Source organism: Streptomyces sp. Sge12, assembly GCF_002080455.1.
Classification (GTDB): Bacteria; Actinomycetota; Actinomycetes; order Streptomycetales; family Streptomycetaceae; genus Streptomyces.
The window spans coordinates 2798980-2817902 of record NZ_CP020555.1; the positions used below are offsets into that span (position 1 = coordinate 2798980).

14 protein-coding genes are annotated in these 18923 nt (G+C 72.4%); 7 read left to right on the plus strand and 7 right to left on the minus strand.

The window, feature by feature from the left end:
* Positions 1-104: 104 nt before the first annotated feature.
* On the plus strand, positions 105-878 hold the full coding sequence (locus tag B6R96_RS12050) for a protein phosphatase 2C domain-containing protein (RefSeq protein ID WP_030390179.1): 774 nt from the start codon (positions 105-107) through the stop codon (positions 876-878).
* Positions 879-972: 94 nt separating this feature from the next.
* Here the strand turns inward: B6R96_RS12050 and B6R96_RS12055 are convergent, their stop codons facing one another.
* Complete coding sequence (locus tag B6R96_RS12055) at positions 973-1413, minus strand: MarR family winged helix-turn-helix transcriptional regulator (protein ID WP_033218751.1); 441 nt, start codon at positions 1411-1413, stop codon at positions 973-975.
* A 141-nt stretch (positions 1414-1554) separates the two neighbouring features.
* The gene (gene lon, locus B6R96_RS12060; RefSeq protein ID WP_081522459.1) at positions 1555-3960 is read right to left on the minus strand and encodes an endopeptidase La; all 2406 of its coding nucleotides are present in this window, start codon (positions 3958-3960) and stop codon (positions 1555-1557) included.
* 582 nt (positions 3961-4542) lie between these two features.
* Between lon and B6R96_RS37245 the strand changes: the two genes are divergently transcribed.
* Positions 4543-5031: a hypothetical protein gene (locus B6R96_RS37245; protein ID WP_159396316.1), complete on the plus strand. Its 489-nt coding sequence runs from the start codon at positions 4543-4545 to the stop codon at positions 5029-5031.
* Positions 5032-5066: 35 nt separating this feature from the next.
* Here the strand turns inward: B6R96_RS37245 and B6R96_RS12075 are convergent, their stop codons facing one another.
* From B6R96_RS12075 to B6R96_RS12090, 4 genes are all read right to left on the minus strand, one after another.
* Complete coding sequence (locus tag B6R96_RS12075; RefSeq protein ID WP_203351618.1) at positions 5067-5897, minus strand: SUKH-3 domain-containing protein; 831 nt, start codon at positions 5895-5897, stop codon at positions 5067-5069.
* Positions 5898-6068: 171 nt separating this feature from the next.
* Complete coding sequence (locus B6R96_RS12080) at positions 6069-6833, minus strand: DUF4097 family beta strand repeat-containing protein (protein WP_081522463.1); 765 nt, start codon at positions 6831-6833, stop codon at positions 6069-6071.
* 64 nt (positions 6834-6897) lie between these two features.
* On the minus strand, positions 6898-7833 hold the full coding sequence (locus tag B6R96_RS12085; protein ID WP_081522464.1) for a sulfurtransferase: 936 nt from the start codon (positions 7831-7833) through the stop codon (positions 6898-6900).
* A 127-nt stretch (positions 7834-7960) separates the two neighbouring features.
* Positions 7961-9343, minus strand: coding sequence for a glycosyltransferase family 39 protein (locus B6R96_RS12090; RefSeq protein WP_081522465.1), 1383 nt, complete (start codon positions 9341-9343; stop codon positions 7961-7963).
* Positions 9344-9379: 36 nt separating this feature from the next.
* Here B6R96_RS12090 and B6R96_RS37250 point away from each other — a divergent pair, with 36 nt between their 5' ends.
* Positions 9380-9964, plus strand: coding sequence for a hypothetical protein (locus B6R96_RS37250; RefSeq protein WP_159396317.1), 585 nt, complete (start codon positions 9380-9382; stop codon positions 9962-9964).
* Here B6R96_RS37250 and B6R96_RS12105 read toward each other — a convergent pair.
* Positions 9961-10677: a TetR/AcrR family transcriptional regulator gene (locus B6R96_RS12105; protein ID WP_081522468.1), complete on the minus strand. Its 717-nt coding sequence runs from the start codon at positions 10675-10677 to the stop codon at positions 9961-9963. The two genes, B6R96_RS37250 and B6R96_RS12105, sit on opposite strands and share 4 nt — an antisense overlap.
* A gap of 139 nt (positions 10678-10816) precedes the next feature.
* Here B6R96_RS12105 and B6R96_RS12110 point away from each other — a divergent pair, with 139 nt between their 5' ends.
* The 4 genes from B6R96_RS12110 (at position 10817) to B6R96_RS12125 (ending at position 18757) form a co-directional block, all read left to right on the plus strand.
* Positions 10817-12574, plus strand: a complete 1758-nt coding sequence (locus B6R96_RS12110) for a glycoside hydrolase family 3 protein (RefSeq protein ID WP_081522469.1) — start codon at positions 10817-10819, stop codon at positions 12572-12574.
* Positions 12575-12775: 201 nt separating this feature from the next.
* Positions 12776-13516, plus strand: a complete 741-nt coding sequence (locus B6R96_RS12115; RefSeq protein WP_053704699.1) for a response regulator transcription factor — start codon at positions 12776-12778, stop codon at positions 13514-13516.
* Positions 13513-14610 carry a HAMP domain-containing sensor histidine kinase gene (locus B6R96_RS12120; protein ID WP_081522470.1) on the plus strand — a complete coding sequence of 366 codons (1098 nt, stop codon included), beginning with the start codon at positions 13513-13515 and terminating at the stop codon, positions 14608-14610. The genes B6R96_RS12115 and B6R96_RS12120 overlap by 4 nt, the downstream gene beginning before the upstream one ends.
* A 271-nt stretch (positions 14611-14881) precedes the next feature.
* Positions 14882-18757, plus strand: coding sequence for a multifunctional oxoglutarate decarboxylase/oxoglutarate dehydrogenase thiamine pyrophosphate-binding subunit/dihydrolipoyllysine-residue succinyltransferase subunit (locus B6R96_RS12125; protein WP_081525074.1), 3876 nt, complete (start codon positions 14882-14884; stop codon positions 18755-18757).
* The last annotated feature ends 166 nt before the right edge of the window (positions 18758-18923 follow it).

An 18923-nucleotide genomic window follows, 5' to 3' on the forward strand; every position in this document is an offset into this window, starting at 1 on the left:
GCCGCGGCCCGCGTCCGGGAGGTGCGCCCGCACCCCGTGACCCCGCGCCCGATTTGTTACGTACCTGCATGTGCTCCGCGGCCCCCGCGCGGCAGAATGCAGGCATGCGCATCGACCTCGCCTCGGCCCCCGGCCACCAGGAACGCCCCAATGAGGACTGGGTGTCGGCCGCGATCCCCGCTTCGGGCGGCGGCGTCCTGGTGGTTCTGGACGGGGTCACGCCGCCGGGCGGGGACGACGGGTGCGTGCACGGAGTGCCCTGGTTCGCGACCCGGCTCGGCGGCCGATTGACCGAACTGTCCGGATCGCGACGGGACATGCCGCTCGATCAGGTTCTGGCCGAATCCGTCCGCGCCACGGCCGACGCCCACCGGGACACCTGTGACCTTTCTCACGTGCGGACCCCGCAGGCGACGGTCGTGGTGGTCCGCTGGGACGCCCGGTACGTGGAGCACCTCGTCCTCTCGGACTCCGTCCTGCTCCTGGAGGCGCCCGGGGGCGCGGTGACGGCGGTGCTCGACGACCGGCTGGACCGGATCCCGCGGGAGGTGCTGAGCTCGGTGGCCGCGACGGACGCGCTGCGGAACGCGGAGGGCGGCTTCTTCACGGCGGCCGCGGACCCGGCGGTGGCGGCCCGGGCGGTGACCGGCCGCACGCCGCGCGGGCAGGTCCGGGCGGTGGCCGCGCTCACGGACGGGGCGAGCCGGTGGACGGACACGTTCGGGGAGGGCGACTGGGCGGACTGCCTGGCGGTGCTGCGGAAGGAGGGCGCGCAGGGGCTGATCGACCGGGTGCGCGCCGTGGAGTGCGATCCGGCCCGCCCCTCGGCCCGGTACAAGCGGCACGACGACGCCTCGGCGGTCTACGCGGAGCTGTGAGCGGCCGGCGCCGGCCGCCGGTGCCGGCCGCCGGTGCCGGCGGGCCGTCCCGCGCCCGGGGTCCTGCTCCCCCACCCCCTGCTGCCCTACTCCCCTACTCCCCGCCCGCGTTCAACTGGTTCAGCAGCCGGGCCAGTTCCGCCACCTCGCCGCGGTCCCAGTCGGCGAGCTTGCGCATGTACTGCTCGCGCCGCGCGCCCCGGACCCGCAGGAACCGTTCCCGGCCCTCCTCGGTGAGGCCGACCAGGGAGGCCCGGCCGTCGGCGGGGTCCGGCTCGCGCGCGACCAGGCCCAGCACCTCCAGGGCCCGCAGCTGCCGGCTCATGGTGGCCTTGCCGACCCCGAAGTAGGCGGCGAGTTCGGTGGCCCGCTGCCGGCCGGCCGCCTCCAGGCGTACGAGGAGCCCGTACGCGGCGGGCTCCAGCTCGGGGTGGAGCTCGCGGGCCATCTCGCCGGACGAGGCGCGGGCCCGCCGGAGGAAGACGGACAGCTCCCGCTCCAGGGCAAGGAACTCCTGGTCTTCACTCCCGTGCACGTCCTGCTCCTTCGATGGTGTCCGGCACCTCGGTGGGTGCGGGACCAGTATTTCGCAGGGGGTGTGCCGACGGCCCGGTACCCCGCCGGAGCGGGACACCGGGCCGTGTGCGGTCGCCCTGTGCGGGGGCCGGGGCCTCCGTCAGGCCGCGACGGTGACCTGGGCCTCGGCCCGGGCGAGCGCGAGGTCCAGGACCTGGCGCACGTCCGTCACCGGGTGCACCTCCAGCCCCTCCAGCACCTCCGCCGGGACGTCGTCCAGGTCGGCCTCGTTGCGCTTGGGGATGATGACGGTGGTCAGCCCGGCCCGGTGCGCGGCGAGCAGCTTCTGCTTCACGCCGCCGATCGGCAGGACGCGTCCGGTCAGCGAGACCTCACCGGTCATGGCCACGTCCGTACGCACCTGCCGCCCGGAGAGCAGCGAGGCGAGTGCGGTGGTCATGGTGATGCCCGCGCTCGGGCCGTCCTTGGGCACGGCGCCCGCCGGGAAGTGGATGTGCACGCCCCGGTCCTTCAGGTCGGCGACCGGGAGCTCCAGTTCGGCGCCGTGCGAGCGCAGGAAGCTCAGCGCGATCTGCGCCGACTCCTTCATGACGTCGCCGAGCTGGCCGGTGAGGGTCAGGCCGGCCGCGCCCGTCTCCGGGTCGGCCAGGGAGGCCTCCACGAACAGCACGTCGCCGCCGGCGCCGGTCACCGCGAGGCCGGTGGCCACGCCGGGGACGGCGGTGCGCCGCTCGGCCGGGTCCTGGGCGGACTCCGGTACGTGGTGCGGGCGCCCGATCAGAGCCCTCAGGTCGTCCGCGCCGATGCTCAGGGGCAGTTCCCGCTCCCCCAGCTCGTGCTGCGAGGCGACCTTGCGCAGCAGGCGGGCGATGGACCGCTCCAGGGTGCGTACGCCCGCCTCGCGGGTGTACTCGCCGGCCAGCCTGCGCAGCGCGTCCTCCTCCAGGACCACTTCGTCGGAGCCGAGCCCGGCGCGCTCCAGCTGGCGCGGCAGCAGGTGGTCGCGGGCGATGACGACCTTCTCGTCCTCGGTGTACCCGTCCAGCCGGACGAGCTCCATCCGGTCGGCCAGGGCCTCGGGGATGGCCTCCAGGACGTTGGCGGTGGCCAGGAAGACGACGTCGCTGAGGTCGAGCTCCACCTCCAGGTAGTGGTCGCGGAAGGTGTGGTTCTGCGCCGGGTCCAGGACCTCCAGCAGGGCGGCCGCGGGGTCGCCGCGGAAGTCGGAGCCCACCTTGTCGATCTCGTCGAGGAGCACCACCGGGTTCATCGACCCGGCTTCCTTGATGGCCCGGACGATCCGGCCGGGCAGGGCGCCGACGTAGGTGCGGCGGTGGCCGCGGACCTCGGCCTCGTCCCGGACGCCGCCGAGGGCGACGCGCACGAACTTGCGGCCCATGGCGTGCGCCACGGACTCGCCCAGCGAGGTCTTGCCCACGCCGGGCGGCCCGACGAGCGCGAGCACGGCGCCGCCGCGCCGGCCGCCGATGACGCCCATGCCGCGCTCGCTGCGCCGCTTGCGGACGGCGAGGTACTCGGTGATGCGGTCCTTCACGTCGCTGAGGCCCGCGTGCTCGGCGTCGAGCACCGCCCGGGCGCCGCGGATGTCGTACTCGTCCTCGGTGCGCTCGTTCCAGGGCAGTTCCAGCACGGTGTCCAGCCAGGTCCGGATCCAGGACCCTTCGGGGCTCTGGTCGCTGGACCGCTCCAGCTTGTCGACCTCCTTGAGCGCGGCCTCCCGTACGTTCTCGGGGAGGTCGGCGGCCTCGACGCGGGCGCGGTAGTCGTCGGACTCCTCGCCGTCCTTCTCGCCGTTCAGCTCGCGCAGTTCCTTGCGTACGGCTTCCAGCTGACGCCGGAGCAGGAACTCGCGCTGCTGCTTGTCGACGCCGTCCTGGACGTCCTTGGCGATGGACTCGGCCACGTCCTGTTCGGCGAGGTGGTCGCTGAGGGCCTTGACGGCGAGCTTGAGGCGGGCGACCGGGTCGGCGGTCTCCAGCAGTTCGACCTTCTGCTCGACCGTCAGGAAGGGCGAGTACCCGGAGTTGTCGGCGAGTGCGGACACGCCCTCGATCTGCTGGACCCGGTCCACGACCTGCCAGGCCCCGCGCTTCTTGAGCCAGCTGGTGGCGAGCGCCTTGTACTCCTTGACGAGCTCGGCGACCGCTCCGGGCAGCGGATCGGGCACCGCCTCGTCGACGGTCTCGCCCTCGACCCACAGGGCCGCGCCGGGCCCGGTGGTCCCGGCCCCGATACGGACCCGGCCGAGGCCGCGGATGAGGGCGCCGGGGTCGCCGCCGGAGAGCCGGCCGACCTGCTCGACGGTTCCGAGCACACCGGTCGCGGCGTACGTCCCGTCGATGCGCGGCACGAGCAGCACCCGGGGCTTGCCGCTGCCGTTCGTCCCGGCGGCGGCCTGCGCGGCCTCCACGGCGGCGCGTACCTCGGCGTCGGAGAGGTCCAGCGGAACGACCATTCCGGGCAGCACGACCTCGTCGTCGAGCGGCAGCACGGGCAGAGTGAGTGTGACGGACGTCGAAGCCATGATCTTCCCTCCGGCAGTGAAGTTGAGCTATGCCGACTCAATGCATGTGCGCCGCCCAATGTTCCCCCCACGCCGTTCGCCCGGGGCGAACGCCTCAGATGTCCGGTACTCCCTACGCGGGCATCGACATCGAGTCCCAGGTCGCCGGCACCCGCGGCCGTCAGATCGCCGGACGCTTCGTCGGTATCCCCGCAGCCCCGCCCATGCCACCGATCGGGACCACGACATGTGGCCCTGGCCGGGACCCTGGAATCCATGCTTCGGCTGCACAACCACACCTCGGCGCCGAGCGGTCAGAGAAGCTCACGGCGCCGGCCAAACCCGCCTCCCGGCGAAGGCGGGCAGCCTGATGCTCGTGCGTCGCCTGCCCGACCCTGTTCTCCCTGCCCAGCGTGAGGTCGCGGCGACTGACCACCGTCCACGGCCTGGATATCAACTCTGGGTCCAGGTCACCCGGCGCGAGCAGTCCGGCGGGATGCGCCGGGCATCGTCCCCGAGCGGCTCGCAGCCCTCATCGGCCGGAGCATTCACGCCCTCGCAGGAGCTCTTCCGGAACTGCGCGATCCACAGCCGAACCGGGCCATGTTCCGCCACGAGCCACAAGACGGCTGCCACCGCTGCGACTCCAAACATCCCAGCGGAACGGTGACCCGGCTCCTCCCGCTCCACCGCTACGTATGCCTCCGGCACCGCATCCGGATCGGCCCACCTGACGTCAATCAGCCCGCGGCCGACCTCAGCGAGATCCCCGCCATCGTCCGCTCCCAGCGCCGTCATCTACGGACACTGAGCCGACGCGGCACTGACCGCCTTCATCTTCTGTTGACATATCTGGGATACCGCCAACCCCCCGAGGATCGCCGGCATGTCTGGCATACCTGGGACACGCGCGCTCGCGTCCTCATTCCGGACGATGACGAATCGACGGCCTTTCGTGCCTACAGCACGTCGAAGCTGTTCGCCGCCGTCTATCCCGAGGCCATAGACCTGGCCTCGCCCACCGCCGTGCCCTACTGGCGCCAAGGCGCGAGCGGAACGCTCATCGAACAGTTCCAGTTCCTCGACCAATAGCGCGCGAAATTACGAAGGAGGCACGCCGCACGACCTCAGGGCTGGACTGAGCTGGGCATTCGAATCGGCATCACTCCAAGGACGAGGTTCTCCATGGCCTCGGGCATACGACCAAACCTGGCCAGCCAGTTGACGACGACATACAACTCGCCGCGCTCGTCAAGGCCGATGAAGGCTTGGCCGTGGTCGAGTTCCCCCAGTGGAAAGAGGTGGTGCCCGATCTCCTCACCCCATTCGCCGAAACGGTCGCCTTCGCCCAGTGCAAGCAGCGGGTCGAGCTCGAATGGCTCTCTCGCCCTGGTGATGCCTGAGCCACCGCCGACAACTGTCAGCCCGCCGAACTCGCGCAGGAAATCCTCGGCGGCGGAATGGATACGGAAGCCGTCCACTTCCAGGCGCTCTCGCCACACTGTCGTGTCAACGTTCCGCCCCGGATACCAGCCGGCACCCCGCAGCACCGTCTCCACCTCGGCCGACCAGACGTGCCCCGCCTTCGTCTGCGCTGCCCCCTGGTCGCGAACAAGTCGGGCTGCGAACCCTACTGCCTCGGCAGGATCTCTCGTCTCGAAGGTGACACGGTCTCCCCGATCAGAGCGGTCCACTACCGAATAGGAATCCGGACGGGCGAACATCGCTGGGAGTGGTTCCCGACCCCAGTCCTCCCAGTTGTCTGATGGCGACACGCTCAGCTGCTGCATCGACATCCACGGATACATCGAACTAAGCAACGGCTCACGCGCAGCCGCCTGCAGCAACAGCCCCAGGGATGGAGAGGACGGGTCCTCCCCTTCAGATTGGGGAAGGTATTCCGCCAGGAGCTCCGCCCAAGCCTGTGCATGACTGCGCTTCGCACCTTCAGATCCCATGCCCCGACGATGCTGCACCCTCGCCGGCGTCGTCAACGACGAAATCGTGCCGGACCCGGCCACGCAACATGCAAGGGTGTTCTGGGCAGGAGGGCGCGCATCGCCCAGCTCAACTATTCACAACGCACTTCACCACGCCAGCACCTGGAAACGTCACATCGGATCGGACACTCAGACGGCGGAGATGCGGACGTCGCCCGACGTGGTCTTCGCCGAGAGGCGGGCGGGGGCGGAGGCGTCGTCGGGGAGGGTGATGACGCGGTCGCCGGAGGTGGTGGAGACCGTGAGCCGGTACGGGGCCGCGGGGACCTTCAGGGTGACGTTGCCCGAGGTGGTCTCGGCGAGCACCGAGGAGGGGGCGCCGGTGAACTCCAGGCGCGCGTCGCCCGAGTCGGAGTGGACGTCGGCGCTCGGGGCGGACAGGCCGGTGGCGGTGATGTCGCCGGAGGAGGTACGGACCTTCAGCGGGCCGCCGATCCGCTCTGCCCTGACCGTGCCGGAGTCGGCCGTCACCGCGGCCGCCGCCACGCCCGCCACCGAGATGTCGCCGCTGCTGCTCTCCAGCTCGACCGTCGCGGTGGCCGGAACCTCCAGGCGGTAGTCGACGTAGCAGCTCGTGGAGCAGCCGTCGGTGAAGGTCAGTACGCCGTCGGTGACCTTCTGGCCGGGCGTCGGGGCCGCGCCCTCGCGGTAGTGGACGGTGCGGCGGATCGTGACGCCGGGGCCGGCCCCGGGGGTGACCTCGATCGAGCCGGCCCGGGCCCCCGCCACCCGTACCGCGGTGACCGCCTCGGTGACCGTGGCGTCGGCGGTCGCCGTCCGGCGCGCGCCGTCGTCGAACGCGTCCGGGAGGGAGCAGCCGGCCAGCAGGAGGCCGGCCCCGAGGGCGGCGGCGGTGGTGCGGGCGAGGCGGGCCGGGGCAGTGTGTGAGGTCATGGCCCGATTCTCGGGCGGGGGCCCGCCCCGGGCCGATGGGGCGCGTACCCGGACCCCGGTGGGGTTATCCCCCCTGAGCCGTCGTCACGGGGAGCTGCGAGGGCATGCCCCACTCGCTCCAGGAGCCGTCGTACACCGCGATGTCCCGGTAGCCGGCGAGGTCGGCGGCCAGGGCCAGTACGCAGGCGGTCACCCCGGAGCCGCAGCTGAAGCGGAGCCGCTCCCGGTCCCCGGCCAGCTCCCGGAAGGCCGCGCGCAGTTCCCCGGCGGGGCGCATCAGCCCGGCCCGGTCCTGGAGTTCGGCGAACGGCAGGTTGAGGGCGCCCGGCATGTGGCCGCTGCGCAGGCCCGGCCGGGGCTCGGGGGCGGTGCCGGCGAACCGCTCCCGGGTGCGGGCGTCCAGGACGGCCGCGTCCGGGTCGGTCAGGGCCCGCGCGACGGTGGCGCTGTCGACCAGCAGCCCGGGGCGGGGCCGGGCGGTGAAGGAGCCGCGCGGGCCCTCGTACGCCGCGGCGGTGGCCTCGACGGGCAGGCCGGCGGCCGTCCAGGCGGGCAGTCCCCCGTCGAGGACGGCGGCCCGGTCGAAGCCCATGGCGCGCAGCATCCACCAGGCGCGGGCGCTGGAGTAGAGGCCGGCGGCGTCGTAGACGACGACGGTGTCGGTGTCCGCCAGGCCGAGGGCCCGCACGGCCTCGGTGAACTGCGGGACCCCCGGCATGGTGTGCGGGGCGGGGGCGGTGTGGTCGGACAGGTCCCCGTCGAGGTCGAAGGGGCGGGCGCCGGGGATCCGGCGGCCGGCGCCGCGGTGGGCGCCGACGGAGGCGTCGAGGACGACCAGGCCGGGCGCTCCCAGCCGCCCGGCGAGCCAGTCCACCCCGACGAGCGGCCCGGGCAGCGGCCCCGGCAGCGGATCGGGCAGCGGCCCGGGCAGCGGATCGGGCAGCAATGGATCGCGCAGGGCCCCGGACGGCTCTTCGGACGCGTACTCGGGCGTGGTCATGCGGCACCTCCGGCTCGACGACACGGGTCGCCCCATCCTCCGATGCGGCCCGGACCGGCTCCACGGCGGGCCGCCCCGGCTCCACGACGGGCCGGGGCGGGCCGGTCCGCGGCACTGCCCTCGCGGTTCAGGGGCAGGTGCCCGGGCGGGCGTAGACCGCGACGCGGGCGCCGCGCACCCCGGTGGTGGAGCACAGGTCGAAGCGGGCGGCCAGCTCCTCCCGCTTGACCACCTCCTGCGGGTACGGGTCCAGCGGCTGCCCGGCCGGGTCCAGCAGGGCGATCACCCGGGGCGAGGCGAGCAGCGCCTCGCGGATCCGCTCCGGGGGCAGCTCGGTGCCCTGGAGGCTGCGCGAGGCCGCGGGGGTGCGGTCCAGGGCCACGTCGCGCAGCTCCCCGTAGACCTCCGGCGAGGACAGCAGCCACTCGCGCCGGCGTGCGGGCATGAACACGACCGCGTCCCCCGGCCGCGCCCGCTCGCGGACCGCGGCGGCCACCGCGAGCGCGTCGTCCTTGCGGCTCTCCGGCGTGCGCAGCCACACCGACCAGAAGCCGAACGCCACCAGGAGGACGCCCGCCAGGAGCCACGGCCACCACCCGCGGGCCGTCGCGAGCCGGGCCCCCGCCAGCAGGGCGAGCCCGGACAGCGCGTAGAGCACGTACCGGTCGACGTACCAGGGGTGGAACAGCGAGATCACCATCAGCAGCCCGGGCGGCAGCAGGACGAGCGGGAGCGCCACCCGTACGAGGTCTCCCGGCGCGCCCCGCGCGAGCAGCAGGGCCGCGGCGCCCACCACCGCGTACGCCGCCCAGTCCTGCCAGCTCGGCCGCCCGAGCCAGCCGAGCTGCTGCTCGGCCTGCCGGGCGCTCACCACGGCCAGCGGCAGCAGCAGGGCGACCACGGCCGCCGCGCTCCACCGCCAGCCGCGCGAGCGCCAGGCGGTGAAGGCGTGGGCGAGGAGGGCCAGCGCGGCGAACTCGTGCAGCCAGCAGCCGAGCAGCAGCACCACCGCGTACGCCGCCCAGCGCTCGCGCAGCATCAGGTACGTCGCCCACACCACGGCGGCGGCGACCAGGGCGTACGAGCGCCCCTCCTGGGCGTACATCTGCACGGGCGGGAGTACGGCGTACGCGCAGCCCGCGAGCAGCGCGGCCCGCTCCCCCACGAGCCGGTGGGCGATCGCGGCCACTCCGGCGGCCGCGAGGGCGGTGGCGGCGACGGAGGGCAGCCGCAGCGCCCACAGGCCGCCGTCCCAGGCCTCGAAGACCCCGTGCATGAGCAGGTAGTACAGGCCGTGGACGGCGTCGACCCGGTCCAGCAGCTCCAGAATCCGGCCGAGCGGCCGGTGGGCGACCTGCCAGGTGACGGACTCGTCGCGCCACATGCTGCCGCCGCGCTCCAGGCCCCACAGGCCGAGGAGCACGGCGAGCAGCGGCGGGAGCAGCCGCCAGGGGGCGATCCGGCTGATGACGGCCTCCGCGTGCTGTCGGAACGGGTGTGCGGACTCCATACTCGGGGTTGGACCCGAGTCCCTGCGGAGGTGGGTGTGCGCGCGTTCCGAGTGGTGGTGGCCGCGGTACTGGGTGCGGTGGTCCTGGCGGGCTGCGGTCCGTCCGGATCCGGCGGCGACGACGCGCCCCCGAAGGCCTCCGCGCAGCCGGGCACGAGCGCGGGCGCGAGCACGAGCCCCCCGGCCGGCCCGGGCGCGAGCCCGCCCGCCGAGCCGGGCACGAGCACGAGCCCGAGCGCGAGCCCCACGGCCGGCCGGCTCCCCGCCCCCGGCGAGACCCTGGTCCGGGTCACCCGGACCGGCGGCTTCGCCGGGCGGACCCACACCCTCGTGGTCAAGGGCGACGGCTCCTTCACCCGGCTGGACGTCAAGGCGAGGCCGACGGGCACCGGCAGGCTGACCGAGTCGGAGCTCACGGGCCTGCGCACCGCCCTCCGGGAGGCGGACTTCGCCCGGCTGCCCCGGATCGCGACGGGCGGCCCCACGATCTACGACGGGTTCTCCTACACCTTCGTGCACGGCGGCCACGAGGTGGCGGCCGACCAGGGGTCCATGCCGGAGTCCCTGACGAAGGTGCTGGACGCCCTGCCCCCGTTCACCGCCGCCCAGGACGCCCCCTAGGACCCGCCCGGCAGAGGATCAGGCATGGCGTCCGGTACGGCGTCCGGCAGGGCGTCCGGCAGGCCGGTTCCCGTGACCGAGATGTCCCGCAGCAGCCGGTCCAGGAAGGTGCGCAGCCGGGCCGGCATGTTCACGCTCCCGGGCGCCAGCACCCACTGGATCTGGAGGCCGTCCATGACGGCGAGGGTCTCCCGGCCGGCGGCCTCGCAGTCGGTGCCGGGGCGCAGTTCGCCCCGGGCGACGCCGGCCTCCAGCAGCTCGACGGTGTGGGCGAGCACCCGGGCGTAGCGCCGGGTGAAGTACGCGTGCGCGGGGTGTTCCGGGTTGCCGGACTCGCCGACCAGGGTGTTGAACATCCGCACGATGCCGGGCCGCCGCTCGTTGTCGGCGGCGAGGTCCACCAGGGTGGCGAAGTGGGCGGCGACCGATTCGGCGGGCTCGCTGAACAGCCGCTGCACGTCGTGCTGCTCGCTCTGCGCGAGGACCGACAGCAGCAGGTCCTCCTTGCCGCGGAAGTGGTGCAGCAGGCCGCCCTGGGTGATCCCGCAGTCGGCGGCGATCCGGGCCAGCGAGGACGCGTTGTAGCCCCACTGGGCGAAGTGCTCGACGGCGGTGTCGAGGATCTTCTGCCGCCGGGCGTCGCCGACCGCGTAGGTCCCGCGGGCCGGGCCCTTCGGGGCCGTCCGTCCCGTCCGCCCCTTGTCCTGTGCCATGCGGACACCCTAAGCGGCCGCTGTTTCCGGCCACCCGACCCGAGTGATCCAGGTCACTTTTCAAAAACCTAGCAGGTACATGGTTTTCGGCTCTACCGTGACCGTGCCGATCCGCCGGTCACGCGCCAGGAGTCCCGCCATGAACACGAAGCCCGAGTACAAAGACGCCGCGCTGCCCGTCGACCGCCGCGTGGAGGACCTGCTCGCCCGGATGACCCTGGAGGAGAAGGCGGGCCAGCTCTTCCACTCGATGCTGATGATGAACGCGGACGGCACCCCGGTCACCGAGACCGACGGCTCGATGCTGCCCTTCACCACGCCCGAGCTGATCGAGGACCGCTTCCTCACCCACTTCAACCTGCTCGGCACCTACGGGCCCCGCGAGATGGCACGGTGGCAGAACGCCGTCCAGGAGATGGCCGCGGACACCCGCCTCGGCATTCCGGTCACGCTGTCCACCGACCCGCGCCACACCTTCACCGACAACATCGGCGCCTCCTTCAACTCCGGCGCCTTCTCCGCCTGGCCGGAGGCCCTGGGCCTGGCCGCGATCGGTGACGCCGAACTCGTCCACCGCTTCGCCGACACCGTCCGCCGCGAGTACCTCGCCGTCGGCTTCCGCGTCGCCCTGCATCCGCAGATCGACCTGGCCAGCGAACCGCGCTGGGCCCGCCAGTCGGGCACCTTCGGCTCCGACGCGCGGCTGACGGGCGAGCTCGTGGCCGCGTACGTACGCGGCCTCCAGGGCCCCGCCCTCGGGCCCGGGTCGGTGTCCGCCATGGTCAAGCACTTCCCCGGCGGCGGCCCCCAGAAGGACGGCGAGGACCCGCACTTCGCGCACGGCCGGGAGCAGGTCTACCCGGGCGGGATGCGCGAGCACCACCTGGAGCCGTTCCGGGCCGCGATCGCCGCCGGGTGCGCGCAGATGATGCCGTACTACGGCCAGCCGATCGGCACGGACTGGGAGGAGGTCGGCTTCGGCTTCAACAAGGGCGTGGTCACCGGCCTGCTCCGCGAGGAGCTCGGCTTCGAGGGCATCGTCTGCAGCGACTGGGGGCTGCTCAACGACGCGACGATCTTCGGGCAGGTGCACCCGGCGCGCGCCTGGGGCCTGGAGCACCTGAACGTGGCCGAGCGGGCGGCGCGCGGGCTGGAGGCCGGCTGCGACCAGTTCGGCGGCGAGCAGTGCCCGGAGGTGATCGTGGAGCTGGTCCGCTCGGGCCGGGTCGCGCTGTCCAGGATCGACGCCTCGGTGCGCCGCCTGCTGCGGGAGAAGTTCACGCTCGGCCTGTTCGAGGACCCGTACGTGGACCCGGACGCGGCGGCCGAGATCGTGGGGCGCTCCGACTTCACGGCCCTGGGGGCCGCGGCCCAGCGCCGCTCCCTCACCGTCCTCACCAATGCCCGGGGCCTGCTCCCGGTCACCACGCGGCCGAGGCTGTACGTGCGCAACGTGGACGCGAGCGCCGCCGCCGCGTACGGCGAGGTGGTGGCCGACCCGGCCGGCGCCGACCTGGCCGTACTGCGGCTGCGGACGCCGTACGAGCCGCGGGAGAACATCTTCGAGTCCTACTTCCATTCCGGTTCGCTGGCCTTCGCCGAGCCCGAACTCACGGAGATCCTGGCCCTCCTGGACCGGGTGCCCACCCTGGTCTGCATCAATCTGGAGCGGGCCGCCGTCATCCCGGAGATCGCCGAGCGCGCGGCGGCCCTGATCGCCGACTACGGCGCCTCGGACGCGGCCCTGCTGGACGTGGCCTTCGGCCGCGCCACCCCCGAGGGCCGCCTCCCCTTCGAGCTCCCGCGCTCGATGAAGGCCGTGGAGGCATCCCGTCCGGATGTGCCGAACGACACGTTCGACCCGGTCTTCCCGCACGGCCACGGACTGGCCCTCTGACTGCCGCCCGGGCACCAGGACGGCGAGGCACCTGACCGGTCTCGCCCGCCGGGTGCCGGTCCCGTGGGGGGACCGGTACCCGGTACATCACATTCCGTTTACGGTGGTCCAGCACATATGCCATGTCCGAACCCCACGTAGCCGCAGGCCGACGCCTCCTCTACGCTGCACCCCATTCACGCGGGATCTTCAGGGGCGGACATGGAACAGACACACACCACCCATCAGGGCGCCGCGGCGACACCCGGCGCCCAGCGGCGTGTGCTGGTCGTCGAGGACGACCACACCATCGCCGAGGCCATCGCGGCCCGCCTGCGCGCCGAGGGCTTCCAGGTGCAGACGGCCGGGGACGGCCCCACCGCCGTCGCCGCGGCCGAGAGCTGGCTACCGGAGCTGCTGGTCCTCGACATCATGCTGCCCGGCTTCGACGGCCTGGAGGTGTGCCGCCGGGTCCAGGCCCAGCGGCCCGTCCCGGTCCTCATGCTCACCGCGCGCGACGACGAGACCGACCTGCTGGTCGGGCTCGGGGTCGGCGCGGACGACTACATGACCAAGCCCTTCTCGATGCGCGAGCTGGCCGCCCGGGTCCACGTACTGCTGCGGCGCGTGGAGCGGGCCACCATCGCCGCGCACACCCCGCGCGGGGCCACCCTGCGCCTGGGCGATCTGGAGATCGACCACGCGCAGCGCCGGGTGCGGGTCCACACCGAGGACGTGCACCTGACCCCGACCGAGTTCGACCTGCTGGTCTGCCTGGCCGGCACCCCGCGGGCGGTGCTCTCCCGGGAGCAGCTGCTGGCCGAGGTGTGGGACTGGGCCGACGCCTCCGGGACCCGTACGGTCGACAGCCACATCAAGGCCCTGCGGCGCAAGATCGGCGCGGAGCGGATCCGTACGGTCCACGGCGTCGGGTACGCCCTGGAGACCCCGGCCCAGGCATGAGCGGCCCGCCGATACGGCCGCGGCCGAGGCAGCGGCAGCGGCCCGTGGGCGGGCTGCGGCCCTTCTCGCCGTTCTCGATCAAGACCAAACTGGGCACGCTCGTGGTGGTCTCGGTCTTCATCACGACGGGCCTGCTGCTGGTGGCCCTGCGCACGGACACCGAGCTGCGCTTCATCACGGTCTTCTCGGTGATCGCCTCGATGCTGATCACCCAGTTCGTGGCGCACAGCCTGACGGCGCCGCTGGACGACATGACGACCGTGGCCCGGGCGATATCCCACGGCGACTTCACCCGGCGGGTGCGCGGGGCGGGTCGCCGCGACGAGCTCGGCGACCTGGCCTCCACCATCAACCTGATGGCGGACGACCTGGAGGCCGTGGACCGGCACCGCAAGGAGCTCGTCGCCAATGTGTCGCACGAGCTGCGCACGCCCATCGCGGCGCTGCGGGCGGTACTGGAGAACGTGGTGGACGGGGTTTCGGCCGCCGACCCGGAGACCATGCGCACGATGCTCAAGCAGACCGAGCGGCTCGGCGGGCTCGTGGAGACCCTGCTGGACCTGTCCCGGGTGGACAACGGCGTCGTCCCGCTGCGCGCCCGCCGTTTCGAGGTGTGGCCGTACCTGTCCGGCGTGCTGAAGGAATCGCGGCTGGCGGCCGCCGGCCGGCCGGGGCTGCTCTCCGGTTCGGGCGGGCACACCCGCAACGACGTGCACCTGCACCTGGACGTCTTCCCGCCCGAGCTGTGGGCGCACGCGGACGCCGAGCGGCTGCACCAGGTAGTGGCAAATCTGATCGACAACGCGGTCAAGCACAGCCCTCCGCACGGCCGGGTCACGGTCCGCGCCCGGGCCGGCGACGCGCCCGGAAGCCTGGTCCTGGAGGTACGGGACGAGGGCCCCGGCATCCCGGAGGCGGAGCGGCACCGGGTCTTCGAGCGGTTCAACCGGGGCAGCGCGGGCGGCGGCGACGGAGGCACCGGACTGGGCCTGGCGATCGCCCGCTGGGCCGTGGAGCTGCACGGAGGACGGATCGGAGTGGCCGAATCGTCACGTGGCTGCCGCATCCTCGTCACGCTTCCGGGCAGCTCGTAGGTGCCGGGTTGACGTAGGGTTCGAGTGGGAAGGACATGATCTCGGCCACACGTACCCGGGGTCCGTCAGGGGTGCGAAGCCATGGGGGCCGCAACCTCGCTGCCCCCTACCCGAACCAGGCTGGTTTCCCGCCATTCCACGTCATGAAACCCGCCGTTCGATGTGACCTGCACGACGTAAGTCCCGCCCGGCCTGCATGCAGCGGCCGAGGAGGCGTAGCCTTTATTCCCGCTGTCCATACCTTGTGAAGCGGAAGAGGGCGGTTGCCGCCGTGTCGCCACAGTCCCCCAGTAACTCGAGCACCACGACCGAAGCAGCAGAGGGCGGGAAGAACCCTGCCTCAGGCTTCGGCGCGAATGAGTGGCTCGTCGACGAGATCTACCAGCAGTACCTCCAGGACCCGAACTCGGTCGACCGGGCCTGGTGGGACTTCTTCGCCGACTACAAGCCGGGAGGCGCTGTTGCTCCGGTGAAGTCGGACGGTCCCCAGAAGCCCGCGACGACGGACGGCGCCTCCGCACAGGCCGCCACCACCGTCGCCGCAGGACCCCAGGCCACTGGCGCCGCCACCGACGCCGCCGCCACGGGGGCGGCGCGCGCCGCGGCCTCCGCTGCCGCGCCCACGCCTGTGCCAGCCCCTGCCCCTGCTCCTGCCACCCCCTCTGGTGCCCCTGCTGTGACTGTCACCTCCCAGGCCCCGGCCGCCGCACCGGCCGCGCCCGCCCCCTCCGCCGTAGCCCCCCAGAAGGCCGCGCCCGCCACCGAGGCCCCCGCGGGCCCCGAGCTGGTGACGCTCCGCGGCCCGGCGGCTGCCGTTGCCAAGAACATGAACGCCTCCCTCGACGTGCCGACGGCCACCTCCGTCCGCGCCGTCCCGGTGAAGCTGCTGTTCGACAACCGCATCGTCATCAACAACCACCTCAAGCGCGCCCGGGGCGGGAAGATCTCCTTCACGCACCTGATCGGCTACGCGATGGTGCAGGCGATCAAGGCCATGCCGGCCATGAACTACTCCTTCGCGGAGAAGGACGGCAAGCCGACCCTGGTCAAGCCGGAGCACGTGAACTTCGGCCTCGCGATCGACCTGGTGAAGCCCAACGGCGACCGCCAGCTCGTCGTCGCCGGCATCAAGAAGGCCGAGACCCTCAACTTCTTCGAGTTCTGGCAGGCCTACGAGGACATCGTCCGCCGCGCCCGCGTCGGCAAGCTGACGATGGACGACTTCACCGGCGTCACCGTCTCGCTGACCAACCCCGGCGGCCTGGGCACCGTGCACTCCGTGCCCCGCCTGATGCCCGGACAGTCGGTCATCATGGGCGTCGGCTCCATGGACTACCCCGCCGAGTTCCAGGGCACCTCGCAGGACACCCTGAACAAGCTGGGCATCTCCAAGGTCATGACCCTGACCTCGACCTACGACCACCGGGTCATCCAGGGCGCGGCCTCCGGCGAGTTCCTGCGCATCGTCGCGAACCTGCTGCTCGGCGAGGACGGCTTCTACGACGCCGTCTTCGAGTCGCTGCGCATCCCGTACGAGCCCGTCCGCTGGAACCGGGACATCGACGCCTCGCACGACGACGACGTCACGAAGGCCGCCCGCGTCTTCGAGCTGATCCACTCCTACCGGGTCCGCGGCCACGTCATGGCCGACACCGACCCGCTGGAGTACAAGCAGCGCAAGCACCCCGACCTCGACATCACCGAGCACGGCCTCACCCTGTGGGACCTGGAGCGCGAGTTCGCGGTCGGCGGCTTCTCCGGCAAGTCGATGATGAAGCTCCGCGACATCCTCGGCGTGCTGCGCGACTCGTACTGCCGCACCACCGGCGTCGAGTTCATGCACATCCAGGACCCGAAGCAGCGCCGCTGGATCCAGGACCGCATCGAGCGCCCGCACACCAAGCCGGAGCGCGAGGAGCAGCTGCGCATCCTGCGCCGCCTGAACGCGGCGGAGGCCTTCGAGACCTTCCTGCAGACGAAGTACGTCGGCCAGAAGCGCTTCTCCCTGGAGGGCGGCGAGTCCGTCATCCCGCTGCTCGACGCCGTCATCGACTCGGCCGCCGAGGCCCGCCTCGAAGAGGTCGTCATCGGCATGGCCCACCGCGGCCGCCTGAACGTGCTCGCGAACATCGTCGGCAAGTCGTACGCGCAGATCTTCCGCGAGTTCGAGGGCAACCTCGACCCGAAGTCGATGCACGGCTCCGGCGACGTCAAGTACCACCTGGGCGCCGAGGGCACCTTCACCGGCCTGGACGGCGAGCAGATCAAGGTCTCGCTCGTCGCGAACCCCTCCCACCTGGAGGCGGTCGACCCGGTCCTGGAGGGTGTCGCCCGCGCCAAGCAGGACGTCATCAACAAGGGCGGCACGGACTTCACGGTCCTCCCGCTCGCGCTCCACGGCGACGCGGCCTTCGCCGGCCAGGGTGTCGTCGCCGAGACGCTGAACATGTCGCAGCTGCGCGGCTACCGCACCGGCGGCACCGTGCACGTGGTCATCAACAACCAGGTCGGCTTCACCGCCGCCCCTGAGTCCTCGCGCTCCTCGATGTACGCGACCGACGTGGCCCGCATGATCGAGGCGCCGATCTTCCACGTGAACGGCGACGACCCCGAGGCCGTCGTCCGCGTCGCCCGGCTGGCCTTCGAGTTCCGCCAGGCGTTCAACAAGGACGTGGTCATCGACCTCATCTGCTACCGCCGTCGCGGCCACAACGAGTCCGACAACCCGGCGTTCACGCAACCGCTGATGTACGACCTGATCGACAAGAAGCGCTCGGTGCGCAAGCTCTACACCGAGTCCCTCATCGGTCGCGGCGACATCACGCTGGAAGAGGCCGAGCAGGCGCTCCAGGACTTCCAGGGCCAGCTGGAGAAGGTCTTCGCGGAGGTCCGCGAGGCCGCCACGCAGCCCGCGGCCGTCGCGCCGGCCGCCCCGGGCACGACCGCCGTCTTCCCGGTCGCCGTCAACACCGCGATCTCCCAGGACGTCGTCAAGCGGATCGCCGAGTCCCAGGTCACCATCCCCGAGGGCGTCACCGTCCACCCGCGTCTGCTGCCGCAGCTGCAGCGCCGCGCGGCGATGATCGACGAGGGCACCATCGACTGGGGCATGGGCGAGACCCTCGCCTTCGGCTCGCTGCTGATGGAGGGCACCCCGGTCCGGCTGTCCGGCCAGGACTCCCGCCGCGGCACCTTCGGCCAGCGCCACGCGGTCCTCATCGACCGGGAGACGGGCGAGGACTACACCCCGCTCCTCTACCTGTCCGAGGACCAGGCCCGCTACAACGTCTACGACTCGCTGCTCTCCGAGTACGCGGCCATGGGCTTCGAGTACGGCTACTCGCTGGCCCGTCCGGACGCGCTGGTCCTGTGGGAGGCCCAGTTCGGTGACTTCGTCAACGGTGCGCAGACCGTCGTCGACGAGTTCATCTCCTCGGCCGAGCAGAAGTGGGGCCAGACCTCCGGCGTCACGCTGCTCCTCCCGCACGGCTACGAGGGCCAGGGCCCGGACCACTCGTCCGCGCGTCCCGAGCGCTTCCTCCAGATGTGCGCGCAGGACAACATGACGGTGGCCATGCCCACCCTCCCGTCCAACTACTTCCACCTCCTGCGGTGGCAGGTCCACAACCCGCACCACAAGCCGCTCATCGTCTTCACCCCGAAGTCGATGCTGCGTCTGAAGGCGGCGGCGTCGAAGGCCGAGGAGTTCACCACCGGCGCGTTCCGTCCGGTCATCGGTGACACCACGGTGGACGCGAACGCGGTCCGCAAGGTCGTCTTCTGCGCCGGCAAGGTCTACTACGACCTGGAGGCCGAGCGCGAGAAGCGCGGCGTCACGGACACCGCGATCATCCGCATCGAGCGGCTGTACCCGCTGGCCGGCGCGGAGATCCAGGCCGAGATCGCCAAGTTCCCGAACGCGGCGAAGTACATCTGGGCCCAGGAGGAGCCGGCGAACCAGGGCGCGTGGCCGTTCATCGCGCTGAACCTGATCGACCACCTCGACCTGGCGGTCGGCGCGGACGTCCCGGCGGGCGAGCGCCTGCGGCGCATCTCGCGCCCGCACGGCTCGTCCCCGGCGGTCGGCTCCGCGAAGCGCCACCAGGCGGAGCAGCAGCTCCTGCTGAACGAGGTCTTCGAGGCGTAACCCGCCCCGGTTCCAGCGGTACGGAAGGCCCGGCCCCCCGAGGGGGCCGGGCCTTCCGGCGTAGCGGGCCCGGATTCCGGGCCGGTGCCTCCTCCGGGTCGCCCCGCACTGCTGTTCCGTCCTGTCAAGCCACGCCCCTCCGGGACATGACCGGGACCGGTACCGG

Bases quoted from the DNA above. Each gene is read 5' to 3' on its own strand.
- B6R96_RS12110 (WP_081522469.1), top strand. From the start codon at position 10,817: ATGAACACGAAGCCCGAGTACAAAGACGCCGCGCTGCCCGTCGACCGC.
- B6R96_RS37245 (WP_159396316.1), top strand. From the start codon at position 4,543: ATGTTCCGCCACGAGCCACAAGACGGCTGCCACCGCTGCGACTCCAAA.
- B6R96_RS12085 (WP_081522464.1), bottom strand. From the start codon at position 7,833: ATGACCACGCCCGAGTACGCGTCCGAAGAGCCGTCCGGGGCCCTGCGC.
- B6R96_RS12115 (WP_053704699.1), top strand. From the start codon at position 12,776: ATGGAACAGACACACACCACCCATCAGGGCGCCGCGGCGACACCCGGC.
- B6R96_RS12090 (WP_081522465.1), bottom strand. From the start codon at position 9,343: ATGGAGTCCGCACACCCGTTCCGACAGCACGCGGAGGCCGTCATCAGC.
- B6R96_RS12080 (WP_081522463.1), bottom strand. From the start codon at position 6,833: ATGACCTCACACACTGCCCCGGCCCGCCTCGCCCGCACCACCGCCGCC.
- B6R96_RS12075 (WP_203351618.1), bottom strand. From the start codon at position 5,897: ATGGGATCTGAAGGTGCGAAGCGCAGTCATGCACAGGCTTGGGCGGAG.
- lon (WP_081522459.1), bottom strand. From the start codon at position 3,960: ATGGCTTCGACGTCCGTCACACTCACTCTGCCCGTGCTGCCGCTCGAC.
- B6R96_RS12105 (WP_081522468.1), bottom strand. From the start codon at position 10,677: ATGGCACAGGACAAGGGGCGGACGGGACGGACGGCCCCGAAGGGCCCG.
- B6R96_RS12050 (WP_030390179.1), top strand. From the start codon at position 105: ATGCGCATCGACCTCGCCTCGGCCCCCGGCCACCAGGAACGCCCCAAT.
- B6R96_RS12120 (WP_081522470.1), top strand. From the start codon at position 13,513: ATGAGCGGCCCGCCGATACGGCCGCGGCCGAGGCAGCGGCAGCGGCCC.